Below are 14,289 nucleotides of genomic sequence, written 5' to 3'. Positions count from 1 at the left end.
GAATAAACGATCCTGTTTATGGTGATTCACTATAAACGTAATATTAACCACACTCGGTGCTAAATTCAGTTTTAGAGAGCGGAGTGGCTTCAAATTGAGGTTTTCTATGAAACAAGGTATTCACCTAGAATATAAAGAAATTACGGCAACTTGTTCTTGCGGTAATGTAATCAAAACTCGTTCAACGTTAGGTAAAGACTTAAACCTAGATGTGTGCAGCAACTGCCACCCATTCTACACTGGTAAACAACGTGTTGTTGATACTGGTGGTCGTGTTGAACGCTTCAACAAACGTTTCAGCATTCCAAGCACAAAATAAGATTGTTGCGAAAAACAAGATTATTGCGAAAAACGAAATTATTGATAGAAACCCTACTTCGGTAGGGTTTTTTGTTGGCGAAGATTACTCTTTTCTCAAGGACACCATTAACTGGTCAATTTTAAAATTCTCGGTATCAATAATTTCAAATTTATATTTGTCGTATAGCACAAAATCGGTTTTTTTCGGAATTTTGCGTAGCATATACATCATAAATCCGCCGATAGTTTCGTAGTTTTCCGCATCAGGAAAGGCTTCAATGTCTAAGGCTCGCATTACATCTTCCAGTGGCGTTGCTCCGTCAATCAACCACGAGCTTTCATCACGGCGGACGATTTGTTCTTCTTCGCTCGAAACCAACTCGCCCATTACAATGCTCATCACATCATTGAGGGTAACAATGCCCACCACAAGAGCGTATTCATTCACGATTACGGCAAAATCTTCCCCTGCGGATTTAAACAATTCCAGCACTTCAAAAAGGGATAACGTATCAGGAATAAACAGCGGTTTGCGTAAAATTCGCTGATCCGTGAGGGATACTTGCTGTTCTTGCAAATACAAGGTGAGCAAGTTATGCGATTCAATATAGCCCAAAATTTTATCTAGCCCGTTATCGCAAATGAGCAATTTAGAATGGGGATTGGCTTTGATGGTTGCCAACACTTTCTCGCGATCAAAAGTGCGGTCTAAAAAAACGATATTTTCTCGCGTCGTCATTGTGGAAGTTACGGTGCGTTGTTGCATATCGAAAATATTTTCGATCAAATAATGCTCTTGGGCTTTCAGCACACCCGCCTCTGCCCCCACATCAACCAATGCCACGATATCTTCTGAGGTGAGATTATCTTCCCTAACCGTTGAAACGCGAAATAGGCGGAAAATGCCGTTGGCGATAGTGTCAAACAGCCAAACAATCGGCTTGAAAATGGCGATACAAAACAGCATAATCCGCACTGTTCGCAACGCGACTTTTTCGGGATTGGTGAGGGCAAGGCGTTTTGGAATTAAATCCGCCAGCAAAATAAAGGCGATGGTAACCACGGCGAAAGACAGCCAAGAGGCGGCTGTCGGCAACCATTCTGCTTGATGATAGGTTGTGAGCAAGGCTTCAATCGCAGGGCTAATGGCACGCTCGCCGATCACCCCACCTAAAATCGCCACCATATTTAAGCCAATTTGCACCACAGTGATAAATCGCCCTGGTTGGGCTTGCAGTTGTAGCACTAATTTTGCCCGCTCATCGCCCTCATTTTCTAAACTTTGTAGCTTTAATTTTCTTGCCCCTGCGAGGGAAATTTCTGCGGAAGAAATCACCGCACTTATGCCAATTAAGGCAGCCAAACTTAATATTGCTTCAAATAATCCCATTTTTATTATCCTTAGACAAAAAATGGTGCATCACAAGATACACCACTTTCACCTTATTTTTGATGCTTATCGTTCGCTATCAAACCAACCACGCACGAATTGGATTGAGAAAAATAAAGTAATCAGCAAGAAGAAGTAAAAAATGTAAGACAAAATCGGGTAAGATGCCCCTTCGTCTAACGTAACTTCTTTAATTGAAGTGGCGTTGCGGAACTCGTCAAATAGTACTAAACGCCAGCCGTAATATTTCACTTGCACCAATTTATGCTCTACCGCAAAACTTTGTGCTTTGGCTTGTAAATCTGCCGAGCCAAATTTGAAATAAAATGGAAAGCTCCAGCGGGTATCTTCATTGCGATACACCATCACTTTATCCTCATTCGGCTTTTGCGTGTAAATATAATACACATCGCGGGTTGGTCCGTCAGCGGGGTTGGATTTGGTGATTGGGCCATCTTTATCCACCCGTTTCACTTCCACGCCCGTTACGCGGGTAACGTCATAATGCGGGGTTACATAGTTCACCAGTGCGAACAAAAACCCGTGAAAAAGCAAAATCACCAAGATGAAAAAATAGTTAAAAAAACGTCGCATTGTTTCTTTCTCCTGCTAAAGTGGTGAGTTATTGTACCTGAATTTTAAATAAACGCTCGAAATTTTGCGTGGTGATTTGAGCAAATTCCTCGCTCGTTAGCCCTTTCAAGGTCGCCACATAGTCGCACACTTCGCGGGTGTAAGCGGGCTGATTTTGTTTTCCACGATAAGGCACAGGGGCAAGATAAGGGCTGTCCGTTTCCACCAGCAGGCGATCTAACGGCACTTTTCGCACCACATCACGCAATGCTTCCGCATTTTTAAAAGTAATAATGCCCGAAATAGAAATATAGAAGCCTAAATCAAGGGCTTGTTTCGCCATTTCCCAATTTTCGGTAAAACAGTGCAAAATCCCACCGCACTTTTCTGCATTATGGGCTTTCAGCAGGGCGATAGTGTCTTCCCTTGCCGAGCGAGTATGCACAATAATCGGTTTCGCCAACTCATTGGCGATGGCAATTTGTTGTGCGAAAACAGATTGTTGCTCCGCTTTATTTTCCTCGCTGTAATAATAATCTAACCCCATTTCCCCAATGGCGATAACTTTATCATCGTGTGCGAGTTTGAGCAGACGCTCATAATCAAAGGGCTCATCTTCCAAATTCAAAGGGTGAACACCGCAAGCTAAGGAAATTTGCGGGAACGGGGCGAGGCTGTCATACACCTGTTCAAAACGTTGCAAGGTTACGCCCACCGCAAGCAAATGTTGCACGCCACGTTGCTTGGCTTTTTCCACCACATCGGCAACATTTTTATGTAAGTTTTCGTAATCTAACGCGTCTAAATGACAATGACTATCTACAATAAACATTTGACTTTCCTAATGATTTTGTTGAGGTTCAAACACCTCAGTAATTAAACGGGTTAAGCCATCAAGCAAGATTAATTCTTGATTGACCGCATTAATTTGCATTAAATCTGACCGCACTTGTTGCATAATTTGGTTGGCTTTGAGTAGCCCCTGTGCGGTTTGTTTTTGGTTAAACTGTTTAATGGCTTGTAAAAAATCTGCTTGAACCCAAGTGGCTGGCACGTTTAATTTTATTTTTAACGCATCAGCCAAAAACGCACAAAGCCAATCTAACTGCTGAAATACCCGCTCTTTTTCAAAGTGCGGTAATAATTCTAGTGGTGAACGGCGAGTATAAAACAGCCAAAATTGGCGTAATAGCCGTTTGCGGTTTTCCAATAGCCCTTGCTCCAACATCGCCAAGGCTTCTAACGGGCGACCGTGGCTAACTTGAAGTGCGGTGCGAATTTCTGCTGTTTTTTCCTCTGTCTTTTCCGCTACCTGCGTCGCGAGCCAAGCCATCGCTTCGGCTTCACAGGGTAATGAAATGAGCCAAGGCTGACTGCGGCTGTAAATGGTCGCCAACAAGCGAGCGGAGAGATCCACTTGCAATAGAAAATAGGTGCTGTCTGTGGGTTCTTCCAAGGTTTTAAGCAAAGCATTCGCGGCGGCTTCGGTTAGGCGATCCGCTTGTTTAATCCACACCACCTTATTGCCGTTTTGCTGTGAGCGTTGGCTAACCTTTTCATTCACCTCACGAATTTGATCGATGCCGATGTCTTTATTTTCAATGGATTCAAGGACATAAAAATCAGGGTGATTGCCCGCATTAAAAAGCTGGCAACTATGGCAATGCCCACAAGGTTGATAATCTTCTGGCGATTGGCACATCAACCAGCCTGCCACCTGATGAACCAACTCATCACCACCAATGCCTTGCTCAGTCTTAAATAGCAAGGCGTGATGACCATAGCCCTGTTCAAAGGCGTTGATGATTTTGTCATAATAAGGTTGCAACCAAGGATAGCGTAACATAAGCATTATTGATGATTTTTAACGAAATTTAGCACCGCACTTTGAATATCGGCACGCACTTGCTCAATGGGCTGTTCGGCGTTGATGACAACCGCATTCGGATCTTGCTGTACCAATTCCAAATAACGGCAGCGAGTGCGTTGGAAAAAAGCGATTTCCTGCTGCTCAATACGATCCAACTCGCCACGCCCTCTGGCTCGAGCCAAACCGATTTCAGGATCGAGATCTAAATATAGCGTGAGATCAGGGGCAAAATCCCCTAACACCGTTTGCTTTAAGGATTGCAACAATTGTGCATCAATTTGTCGCCCGCCCCCTTGATAAGCCTGGGAAGATAAATCGTGGCGATCACCGATCACCCACTTCCCCGCTTCCAATGCGGGTTTTATCACGTTCTCCACCAGCTGAATGCGGGCGGCATAGAGCATTAATAATTCCGCCTTATCGCTCACGGGTTCTTCCGTTTCATATTTAATTAATTGGCGTAATTTCTCCGCTAAGGGCGTACCGCCTGGTTCACGGGTGAACACCACATCATCAATGCCCGATTGCTGTAGGGTTGCCAAAATTGCCTCGCGGGCGGTGGTTTTCCCCGCCCCCTCTAAGCCCTCAATGACAATAAATTTTCCTTTCATTTTATTTCCCATTTTTTTGTTGGCGATACCAACGCAAATATTCTTGCACCGCTTGATTATGTTGTTGCAAGGTTTGGCTAAATTTATGCCCGCCCGTGCCGTCCGCAACGAAATAGAGGAATGTGGTTTTCTCAGGGTGAGCCACTGCTCGCAACGCACTTTCTGTCGGCATTGCGATAGGGGTTGGCGGCAAGCCCTCGATCACATAGGTGTTATAGGCGGTGGCTTCTTCTAGATCTTTACGCCGAATATTGCCCTGATAACGCTCCCCCATTCCATAAATCACTGTCGGGTCAGTTTGCAATTTCATCTTTTTATTCAAGCGGTTAATGAACACCGATGCTACTTTCGCTCGCTCATCATTTAACGCGGTTTCACGCTCAACAATAGAAGCTAAAATCAGCATTTCATAGGCATTTTTTAGCGGTAAATCAGCCTCTCGCTCCGCCCAAATTTTTTCTAATAGCGTTTTCATTCGATCCGCAGCCCGTTTCAATAAGGCTAAATCGCTCGACTTCGGCGTATAGCTGTATGTATCAGGATACAACCAGCCCTCAATTTTATGCGGTAAATCCGCGGGTAAATTCAATAATTGATAAATTTCTTCTTCCGTTTTATCTACCAAAGTTTGTTGCAAATAAGGGGCTTTCGCCAGCGTTTTACGCCACGTTTTGAAGGTATCCCCTTCTAAAAAACGCACATTCAGTTGCACTTCTTTACCGCTATTTAAACGTTGCAACAAATCCGCCACCGTCTTCACGCCCTCAAGGGAATATGTCCCTGCCTTGATTTTGTTTAACTCGGGCTTGAGCTTTAACAACCACGGCAAATAGGTGGCATCATCAACCAGCTTTTCTTGCTCCAACAGCTTCGCTAATTTCGCCCCCGTTGTTCCACGTTCCACCGTTAACAACTGCTCCGCCTGCACATTCACAGGGTGCTGCACCCATTGCGTTAAATGCTGATAACCCCAAAGCGCCGCCCCACCAATCAAGAGCAACAAAAACAAAAGAAAAAGGAAAAATTTTTTCATCATCGATCCATCATCAAAAAATTGAGGGCAAGTGTATCACAGACAGGAAAATTTTCAGAATGTTATGAAAAAACAAGAATAGGGTAAAAACAAAGTGCGGTGGAAAAATTCAAAAAATTTCCACCGCACTTTTTTTACAATAAATATTGATTAAGTATTGCTTTTTTCTTCGCTTCCGTGTCTGCCATTTGCGTTTGCAGTTCGGCGATTTTTGCCTCAATTTCGCTCACTTCAGAAATGATTTTTTCTTGGGTGGCGAGGTCAGGGACGGGGATTTCTACATTTCCCAAATTATTATTGTAAATTCTTGGAATAACGCTTCCTTCTGTTGAGTATTTTTTCCAATCAACAGTTTGCAAAGCATAGTATAAAAATAAATTATTAATAATGTTTTCATTGCTATCCAGCCAGACAATATTTGAATCTTGGAAATACGCAGGTTTTCCATCAAATATAACCGTTTTCCCAAGTGTACCAGCAGCAGAAATTAAAACCTGCCCCTTCTTTGGATACGGATATTTTTCTTTATATTCTTCATATAATTCTAATGAAATAAAAGCATTAGCTTTACTTCCAAATGTTCCAATTTTATAAAATGGCACACCTGAAACCGAATTTGTCTGATGTTTCATAACACGCCTACACATCAAAATATTTGATAACTCATTGATTTTAAAGCGTTTTACCCCCCCCCGCACGATTTCTAACTCATTGAATATCTTAGCAATTTTGGCGCGATATTCTTCAATTTTCATACGGCTGTTTTCGTATTCTTCATTAATTTTTTCGCATTCGGTAACGATTTGTTGTTGGATTTCAAGGGAAGGCAGGGGGATTTTTTGATTTTCTAATTCTGAACGAGAAATTGAAGAAAAAGCCATTCCTTGTTTACCTTGAAATAAATCTTTATTTCCTTGAATAAATGCAAATAAATAACGTTGCTTGATAACATCTAATTTAGGCCTAATCGCAGCCAAACCTCGACCGATACAAATTTCGTCAAATGGATTGATATTTACATCTCCAACAGGAGCGCGAACACTCATCAAAATATCATCTTTAGTAGATCGTTTTGTAATTGATGATGTATAGATATTTATTTTTTCTAAATAAATGAACCCAAAATCCTTTTTTCCCTGATAAAATAGTAAGCCTTCTCCCAATTCATTATAATAACGAGATTCGGGAGATTGCCCTGAAATAATTTCCGCAACTTCTCCCAATCTTACCAGCGGATATTTACTCACCACTTCTACTTTTTTCTGCATGCTGGTGCGAATAGCGTAATTAAAATTGATATTACTGAAATCCAGCATATCTACAGTATTTAAAATTGTTGCATATTCTTTTTGTTCTTCGCCAATGCTTGCATTGTTTTCCGTAAACATTTCACGCACGCAAGCGGCTAATGTATTGGACGCAAAGCGGTCTTGGTCGTTATAAAGTTTTCCGCCTGCTGTTTGTATTTGAATGCCCTCTGCACCTTTGCGGTTGCTCCAGTCATAACCTAAAAATATTTTTTGTTTCGCATTGTCGCTTGGTGCAGTAATGACTAAAGTTTTTTGTTGATATAACATGTAAATAGGGCGATTTTTTCTTGCTCTAGCTTGCTAAATTCATCAAAGAATTTGCGCATTTTTAAGTTTTGCTGCTGTGTTGTTTCTGGATTTTGTTTCTCTTCCGTTCTATTGAGGCTGATTTTATCTAATATTGTTGTGCGATAAGCAACAAGGTATTCATTTTGTGCCTCTTGTATTTCTTGCCAAGTTAATTGTCTTTGACGCAATTTATGATAAGTTTCAGATGGCATTTCAATATATTTCAAATAAGCCTCTAAAATATTCTGGTCATAAGATTGTTTGAGTGAAGATTCATTAAAAATCGCTTTTGCTGTATCCATTGCTAATGGGCTTTGCTGTGGTGGATGATCTGCCCCCAAAAAGTTAGACTATATTCTAATTTCATTCAAGGACTGAGTTCTGTATTCCACAGGGCTTAGTCCTTTGAGCTTCACTTGAATACGCTCATTGTTGTAGTAATGAATGTACTCGTGAATCACTTTTTCAAGCTGTTCAAAGGTTTCAAACCGCTTGCCAAAGTAACATTCCGTCTTCAATCGCCCGAAAAAGCTTTCCATCGCACCATTATCAAGGCAATTGCCTTTTCTCGACATACTTTGCGTAATACCGTGTTTTTTCAATATCTCTCGATAACCCATCATTTGATACTGCCACCCTTGGTCGGAATGCAGTATCGGTTTTTCCCCCGCTAATCGGTTCACCGCCTGGGTCAGCATTCTGGTTATCTGCTCAAAACTCGGACTTCTCGCCACATCATAAGCAATAATTTCGTTATTAAACAAGTCTTTAATCGGCGATAAATACACTTTGCCTTCCGCACATTTGAACTCGGTGATATCCGTTACCCACTTCTCATTCGGCATCGTTGCCGTAAAATCCCGTTGCAACAGATTATCGGCAATGTGTCCCACTTTGCCTTGGTAAGAACGATATTTTTTCTGCTTACTTTTTCCTTTTAACCCCAAACGTTGCATTATCGCTTGCCCCCTTTTGTGGTTGATAATCAAGTATTTCCTTAATTCCAAGGTAATTCGACGATAACCATAATTTTCGTCATTTTTGCGATAAATTTCCTCTATTTTCTGTGAAATCGCTACATTTTTATCCGACTTTGGCTTGAGATGATAAAAGAACGAACTGCGTGCCAATCCGATTAGCCTGAGTAACAATTCCAACGGGAAACGCGAGCGTAAGGCATTTACGATGACGGCTTTTTCTGCATTTTTTGTTGGTTGAGTTCCTGCAACTTTTTTAGCATTGCATTCTCCGCTTCTAATTCCAAAATTCGGTAACGCAAGCGTTCTTCTTCTGTTTTGGGCGTTGGTGGCATTTTAGGTGAGTTGAGTTTCATACTTGGACGACCTTTAGGTTTGAGTAATAACCCATCTATACCTTGTTTTTCAAAGCGTTGCAACCATTGACTAATTATCCCTGAACTGGGGATATCAAAGCGAAAGCAGGCGGCTTCAGCGGAGCACTGGCCTTTTTTGATAGCTTGAATAACCTTTAATTTAAACTCAACAGAATAACATCGTTTTTTACCTAACACAGCTAATCCATTGATTCCATTATGATTAAATTTCGCAATCCAACGTGCTAACGTGCTTTGGGGAAGCTGAAAATACTGGCGAGTAAGCGAACGGTTTTTTCCATTTTGATGATAAAAGTCGAGCACTTGTTGTTTGAAACGTTGAGTATATTTAGTCATAAAAAATCTGCACCTTAATCAGTTGGTTGTTTAGTCTAACTTTTGGGGTGCAGATCAAAGAATATAGAAGTGAAAATTACTAAAAATCAATCTAATTAGATAACATATATTTTTACAGAAAAGTAAAAGTGCGGTCAAAAAACACGCTATTTTCTGACCGCACTTTATATTTACTTATTGCTGAAAAACTCACGCGTTTTAATACAACACCCTCGCACGAATCGTGCCGTCGATTTCACGCAGTTGTTGTAACAACTCGGAGCAATCATCGGTTTCCACGTCAATAACCACATAACCAATTTTCGGATCGGTTTGTAGGTATTGGGCGGCGATGTTGATATTTGCACCGACAAAAATTTGGTTGATTTGGTTTAACACACCTGGGCGGTTTTCGTGAATGTGCAACAAGCGTTTTGTTCCGCTATGCTCAGGCAAGGACACTTCAGGGAAATTCACCGCAGAAAGTGTTGAACCGTTGTCGGAATATTTCACGAATTTGCTCGCCACTTCAGTGCCGATATTTTCTTGGGCTTCCGCCGTTGAGCCACCAATATGTGGGGTGAGAATTACGTTATCTAAACCGCGTAACGGTGATACAAATTCTTCATTGATAGAAGCGGGTTCAACAGGGAACACATCTAACGCCGCCCCTCGCAACTTGCCCGCTTTTAGAGCTTGTGCTAGGGCATCAATGTCCACCACCGTACCACGGGCGGCGTTAATTAAAATACTTCCCTCTTTAAGCTGGGCGATACGCTCGGCATTCATTAAATTTTTCGTAGAAGCATTTTCAGGCACGTGCAAAGAAATCACATCGCAGCTGGCAAGTAATTCTTTTAATGAGCCTACCTGCTGTGCGTTACCCAATGGCAATTTGGTTTCAACATCATAAAAATAGACATTCATACCTAGCGATTCCGCAATGATACTGAGCTGTGAGCCAATATGTCCATAGCCAACAATCCCTAATTTTTTGCCCCGCACTTCGTTAGAACCTGATGCAGATTTGTTCCATAAACCACGATGCACTTCCGCATTGGCTTGCGGTACATTACGCATTAAGAACAAAATTTCGCCTAGCACCAATTCTGCCACCGAGCGAGTATTAGAAAATGGTGCATTGAACACGGGGATACCACGCATTTTTGCTACTTCAAGATCCACTTGGTTTGTGCCGATACAAAAACAGCCCACAGCAATAAGTTTGTTGGCACATTCCAATACATCAGCGGTTAAATGCGTGCGTGAGCGAATGCCTAAGAAGTGAGCATCTTTGATCACTTCTTTTAATTCTTCTGGCTCAAGGGCTTTTTTGTGATACTCAATATTAGTGTAGCCTGCGGCATTTAGCACCTCAATGGCATTTTTATGTACGCCTTCGAGCAATACAAATTTAATTTTAGATTTATCCAGTGAAACTTTGGTTGTCATTTTGCTCTCCATAATCAAAAATTATTCAATAATTTCTGTACCTTGTGGTGTGCCAACAATCACAATATCCGCACCACGCAAGGCAAAAATTCCGTTGGTAACCACCCCTGCCACGTTATTTAAGGTTTTTTCCATTTCGATTGGATTTAAAATTGGGAAATTATACACATCTAAAATCACGTTGCCGTTATCCGTTACCACCCCTTCGCGATATTCTGGCGATCCGCCTAAACTCACTAATTTACGCCCCACTTGTGAACGTGCCATTGGGATCACTTCCACTGGCAAGGCAAAGGTTGAACCTAGCACATCCACTTGTTTGCTTTGATCCACAATGCAGATAAATTTTTTCGCGAGTGCGGCGACAATTTTTTCTCTGGTTAAGGCTGCCCCGCCACCTTTGATCATCATTTTTTGTGGGTTGATTTCATCAGCACCATCAACATAAATATCCAAACTTGACACTTCATTGGCACTGAACACCTCTATTCCTTGCTGGCGTAATAATTCTTCAGAGGCTTTAGAGGCCGCTACCGCCCCTTTAATTTCATCTTTCATTGCACCGAGAGCTTCAATAAAGCAATTCACCGTTGAGCCACTGCCCACGCCTACAATCGTATCGGGTTTTACATATTGCAATGCTGCTTGTGCTGCTTGCTTTTTCATTGCGAGTTGATCCATATTTTTTCCTTATTTTTATCAGTCTGATATTGAAATATGATGGGAGGTAAACGTTTGCGAACGAGCTTCATACTTTAATGCTAATCACAAGAAGATACAAGCCCTATCATATGAATTGAGTTTAGTTTTAGAAAATCGCTGGAAACAAGAAAATAGATAATAGCTTATTTCGAAAGCTAACGCCCCTAACAATAAAGGCATTTAGCAATATACATTATTACTGTACAATACAAGCCAATTAAACTATGAATTTTACTATTAAGGAATTGTAATGAAGTTACTCAAAGTGATTTTTGTCAGCCTTTTTGCATTACCAAATGCGTGGGCAAACTTAAATGCTCAAATCAAATACAGCTCAAATTATCTAATGCCTGCTTATGTGCATTTTAATGCTAATGGCTCACAATATACTATCACTGCAAACATTAATATCCCTTTCTACAATATTGAATTTAAATCTTCAGGAACACAAACGAACAATACATTTGCAATGTTAGACTACCAAGATATACGTAACGGCAAGCTCTATGCAAAAACCCTGATTAATGGCAATGAAATCCTTTATGGAAAAGTAAAAAATAGCTTAGATAATATGCCATTTACTATGCCTATTTTTGATTTATTCACTGTAGCATTTCAACTAAGTTATTACGGAAAACTACCACACAACTTTCAAATTACAAATGGCAGGAAACTTTATCTAATGGAAAATGTATTTGTGAAAAAAAGTGAGAAGCAGGTCAAGGAAAATAATCGAAATCAAACAGAAATCACTTATCAATTCCGCACAGGCGAAAAATCTTTTGTGGTAAAAAAGTATCTAGGCGAACAATTTCCTCGTTATATTTCCTACGATAAGGATGGGGATCATTATGAATTAACATTCAATGAATTAATTAAGTAAAAACAAAATGGCACATATTGAATGTGCCATTTTGTAAATTTTTTATTTTGAAGAAGACTTCATAAAACGGAAGAAATCGCTGTCGGGTTTTAGGATCAACATATTATTTGATTCTGCAAAGCTTTTTTCATAGGCTTTAAGACTGCGTATGAAGCTGTAAAATTCAGGTTCTTGGCTGAATGCGTCAGTGTAAAGTTTTGCCGCTGCCGCATCGCCGTTTCCGCGTAATTCTTGTGCGGTTTTATTCGCAGTGGCGAGGATTACAGTAACTTTGCGATCCACATCGGCTTGAATAAATGCGGCTTTTTCTTTACCTTGTGAGCGATGTTCACGTGCCACGGCATCACGTTCTGCACGCATACGCTGATAAATGGAAGAGGACACTTCATCAGGCAAGTTGATTTGTTTTACCCGAACATCAACCACTTCAATCCCTAGCTCTGAGGTGCTATCTTGCCCAGTATTCAAGGCTTTTCTCGCCCCAACCATCAGCTCGCCACGCGTGCCAGACACAATGTCTTTAATAGTGCGAGAACCCACTTCAGAACGTAAGCGGTCGTTTACTTTACGACGTAATAAATTCGAGGCTTGGGTGTAATCGCCACCGCCCGTTGCAGTGAAGAAGCGTCCAAAATCGCTGATCCGCCATTTCACATAAGAATCCACCAAGAGATCTTTTTTCTCAACGGTTACAAAGCGATCTGGTGCGCCGTCTAGCGTGCGAATACGTGCGTCTAGCACTTTCATTGAGTCAATGAATGGGATTTTGAAGTGCAAACCCGGTTCGTACACCACCACTTTATTCTCCACATCACGGTGAACCTTGCCAAAACGCAACATTATGCCGCGTGAACCCTCATTCACCACCACAAGGCTTGAGTAAATCACCAAAATAGCGATCAGCAAAATAGGGGTTAAAATTTTACGCATTAGTTAAATCTCCCTTGACGATTTTCTGATGATTCCAAATAACTCTCGCTCGCAGTTTTATTGCCAGAACTGCGGTTGTCAGAAAAAACGGCTTTATTATTGACCGCACTTTGATTTGGCGATGAGCTGGTTTGCCCCGCTTTCGCCGCGTTATTTTGCGAAAGTATTTTATCTAACGGCAATACGCTCAAATTATTTCCATTACTATCCAACAAGACTTTCGGCGTGTTCGACATCACTTTTTCCATTGTTTGAATGTATAAACGCTCACGCAACAGTTGCGGGGCAGCTTTAAACTCAGGTAAGAGTTGTTGGAAACGCTCCACTTCCCCTTTCGCATTTAACACCACTTGCTCTTTATAAGCAGTGGCTTCTTCAATGATGCGTTGTGCGTTCCCCCGTGCAATCGGCTCTTGCTCGCGGGCATAGGCTTCGGCTTCACGGATATAACGTTGCTCATCTTCTTGGGCTTTGATCGCATCATCAAAGGCGGCTTTCACTTCTTCTGGTGGACGTGCAGATTGGAAGTTCACATCAAGCACTTCTAACCCCATATCATAAGGCTGGATAATGCTATTCAAGGCTTTCCAAGTGTCTTCACGCACAATAGAACGTCCTGTGGTTAAAATGTCGTCCATAGACATATGGCCGATCACATAACGCAACGCACTGTCGGTGGCTTGGTTTAAGCTGTCATCGGCATTGGTAACGCTGAACAAGTATTTCGCGGGATCACTCACGCGATATTGTACGGTCATTTCCACTTTCACCATATTTTCATCGCGGGTGAGCATTGCCCCTTGGGTTTTCAGCTCTTTCACTTGTTCCACATTCACGGGGATCATTTTATCTACAAAAGTCGGTTTCCAGTTCAACCCAGGTTGCACGATTTTTTCTAGCTCGCCGAAACGCAACACCACGCCACGCTCTGCTTCTTTCACCGTGTAAAAACCGCTCACACCCCAAATAATCGCCCCAATCACCGCAGCAATAGGGAGCAGTTTGCCAAAGCCCATTGATAGCCCTTTGCCGCCATTGTGATTGCCACCGTTTTGGCTTCCACCGAGCTTTTTCAATAGGTTACTGAACACTTCCTCAAGGTCTGGGGGCGTTTGTTCTTTCTTCTTTGCGGGATCATTCCATTGATGATTAGGATCGGATTTGTTACCAGCCTGATTGCTGTTACTCCCTGGCTTTGCCCAAGGATCTTGATCTGAGCCGTTAAAGGACATTTTATTCTCCATTTGTTAAAAGATAGTTACCAGTCTAAACAAAATA

At 41.6% G+C, this 14,289-nt stretch carries 15 protein-coding genes; 2 read left to right on the top strand and 13 right to left on the bottom strand.

What is annotated here, in order from left to right:
• Nucleotides 1-106 precede the first annotated feature (106 nt).
• A complete protein-coding gene (gene rpmE, locus DXZ23_RS13460; protein WP_017805121.1) occupies nucleotides 107-319 on the top strand; it encodes a 50S ribosomal protein L31 in 213 nt (70 codons plus the stop codon).
• Between the two features lie 84 nt (nucleotides 320-403).
• Here rpmE and paeA read toward each other — a convergent pair whose 3' ends face one another.
• The 11 genes from paeA to rpiA all read right to left on the bottom strand — a co-directional run bounded on the left by paeA (nucleotide 404) and on the right by rpiA (nucleotide 11,177).
• A complete protein-coding gene (gene paeA / locus DXZ23_RS13455; RefSeq protein ID WP_017805122.1) occupies nucleotides 404-1,690 on the bottom strand; it encodes a polyamine export protein PaeA in 1,287 nt (428 codons plus the stop codon).
• 66 nt (nucleotides 1,691-1,756) lie between these two features.
• Nucleotides 1,757-2,284 (bottom strand): DUF1523 family protein, encoded by a 528-nt coding sequence (locus DXZ23_RS13450; protein WP_017805123.1) that lies wholly within the window; start codon nucleotides 2,282-2,284, stop codon nucleotides 1,757-1,759.
• Nucleotides 2,285-2,312: 28 nt separating this feature from the next.
• Complete coding sequence (locus DXZ23_RS13445) at nucleotides 2,313-3,095, bottom strand: TatD family hydrolase (protein ID WP_017805124.1); 783 nt, start codon at nucleotides 3,093-3,095, stop codon at nucleotides 2,313-2,315.
• 9 nt (nucleotides 3,096-3,104) lie between these two features.
• On the bottom strand, nucleotides 3,105-4,109 hold the full coding sequence (locus DXZ23_RS13440; protein WP_021723899.1) for a DNA polymerase III subunit delta': 1,005 nt from the start codon (nucleotides 4,107-4,109) through the stop codon (nucleotides 3,105-3,107).
• Nucleotides 4,110-4,114: 5 nt separating this feature from the next.
• Nucleotides 4,115-4,744, bottom strand: coding sequence for a dTMP kinase (tmk, locus tag DXZ23_RS13435; protein WP_021723898.1), 630 nt, complete (start codon nucleotides 4,742-4,744; stop codon nucleotides 4,115-4,117).
• Nucleotide 4,745: 1 nt separating this feature from the next.
• Nucleotides 4,746-5,777 (bottom strand): endolytic transglycosylase MltG, encoded by a 1,032-nt coding sequence (gene mltG, locus DXZ23_RS13430; RefSeq protein ID WP_017805127.1) that lies wholly within the window; start codon nucleotides 5,775-5,777, stop codon nucleotides 4,746-4,748.
• 134 nt (nucleotides 5,778-5,911) lie between these two features.
• Nucleotides 5,912-7,354: a restriction endonuclease subunit S gene (locus tag DXZ23_RS13425; protein WP_017805128.1), complete on the bottom strand. Its 1,443-nt coding sequence runs from the start codon at nucleotides 7,352-7,354 to the stop codon at nucleotides 5,912-5,914.
• Complete coding sequence (locus DXZ23_RS13420) at nucleotides 7,330-7,677, bottom strand: hypothetical protein (RefSeq protein WP_123797082.1); 348 nt, start codon at nucleotides 7,675-7,677, stop codon at nucleotides 7,330-7,332. Before DXZ23_RS13420 ends, DXZ23_RS13425 begins: the two co-directional genes overlap by 25 nt.
• A 48-nt stretch (nucleotides 7,678-7,725) precedes the next feature.
• Nucleotides 7,726-9,065 (bottom strand): IS3 family transposase gene (locus DXZ23_RS13415; protein WP_114995397.1). Its coding sequence is split into 2 segments (ribosomal slippage): nucleotides 7,726-8,615 and nucleotides 8,615-9,065, totalling 1,341 coding nucleotides; the frame shifts between segments, so codons are not numbered across the junction.
• 198 nt (nucleotides 9,066-9,263) lie between these two features.
• The gene (serA, locus tag DXZ23_RS13410; RefSeq protein WP_017805132.1) at nucleotides 9,264-10,496 is read right to left on the bottom strand and encodes a phosphoglycerate dehydrogenase; all 1,233 of its coding nucleotides are present in this window, start codon (nucleotides 10,494-10,496) and stop codon (nucleotides 9,264-9,266) included.
• A gap of 21 nt (nucleotides 10,497-10,517) precedes the next feature.
• Nucleotides 10,518-11,177 (bottom strand): ribose-5-phosphate isomerase RpiA, encoded by a 660-nt coding sequence (rpiA, locus tag DXZ23_RS13405; protein WP_017805133.1) that lies wholly within the window; start codon nucleotides 11,175-11,177, stop codon nucleotides 10,518-10,520.
• A gap of 271 nt (nucleotides 11,178-11,448) precedes the next feature.
• Between rpiA and DXZ23_RS13400 the strand changes: the two genes are divergently transcribed.
• On the top strand, nucleotides 11,449-12,081 hold the full coding sequence (locus tag DXZ23_RS13400) for a hypothetical protein (RefSeq protein ID WP_017805134.1): 633 nt from the start codon (nucleotides 11,449-11,451) through the stop codon (nucleotides 12,079-12,081).
• Nucleotides 12,082-12,123: 42 nt separating this feature from the next.
• Here the strand turns inward: DXZ23_RS13400 and hflC are convergent, their stop codons facing one another.
• Together hflC and hflK are read right to left on the bottom strand one after the other, a co-directional pair.
• Nucleotides 12,124-13,011: a protease modulator HflC gene (gene hflC, locus DXZ23_RS13395; RefSeq protein WP_017805135.1), complete on the bottom strand. Its 888-nt coding sequence runs from the start codon at nucleotides 13,009-13,011 to the stop codon at nucleotides 12,124-12,126.
• Nucleotides 13,011-14,255, bottom strand: coding sequence for an FtsH protease activity modulator HflK (gene hflK, locus DXZ23_RS13390; RefSeq protein WP_103846712.1), 1,245 nt, complete (start codon nucleotides 14,253-14,255; stop codon nucleotides 13,011-13,013). Before hflK ends, hflC begins: the two co-directional genes overlap by 1 nt.
• Nucleotides 14,256-14,289 lie beyond the last annotated feature (34 nt).

Origin of the sequence: Avibacterium paragallinarum, assembly GCF_900450705.1 — a bacterium.
Lineage (GTDB): Bacteria > Pseudomonadota > Gammaproteobacteria > Enterobacterales > Pasteurellaceae > Avibacterium > Avibacterium paragallinarum.
Note: the sequence above shows the minus strand (reverse complement) of the source record. Positions and strands in the feature narration are given on the sequence as shown.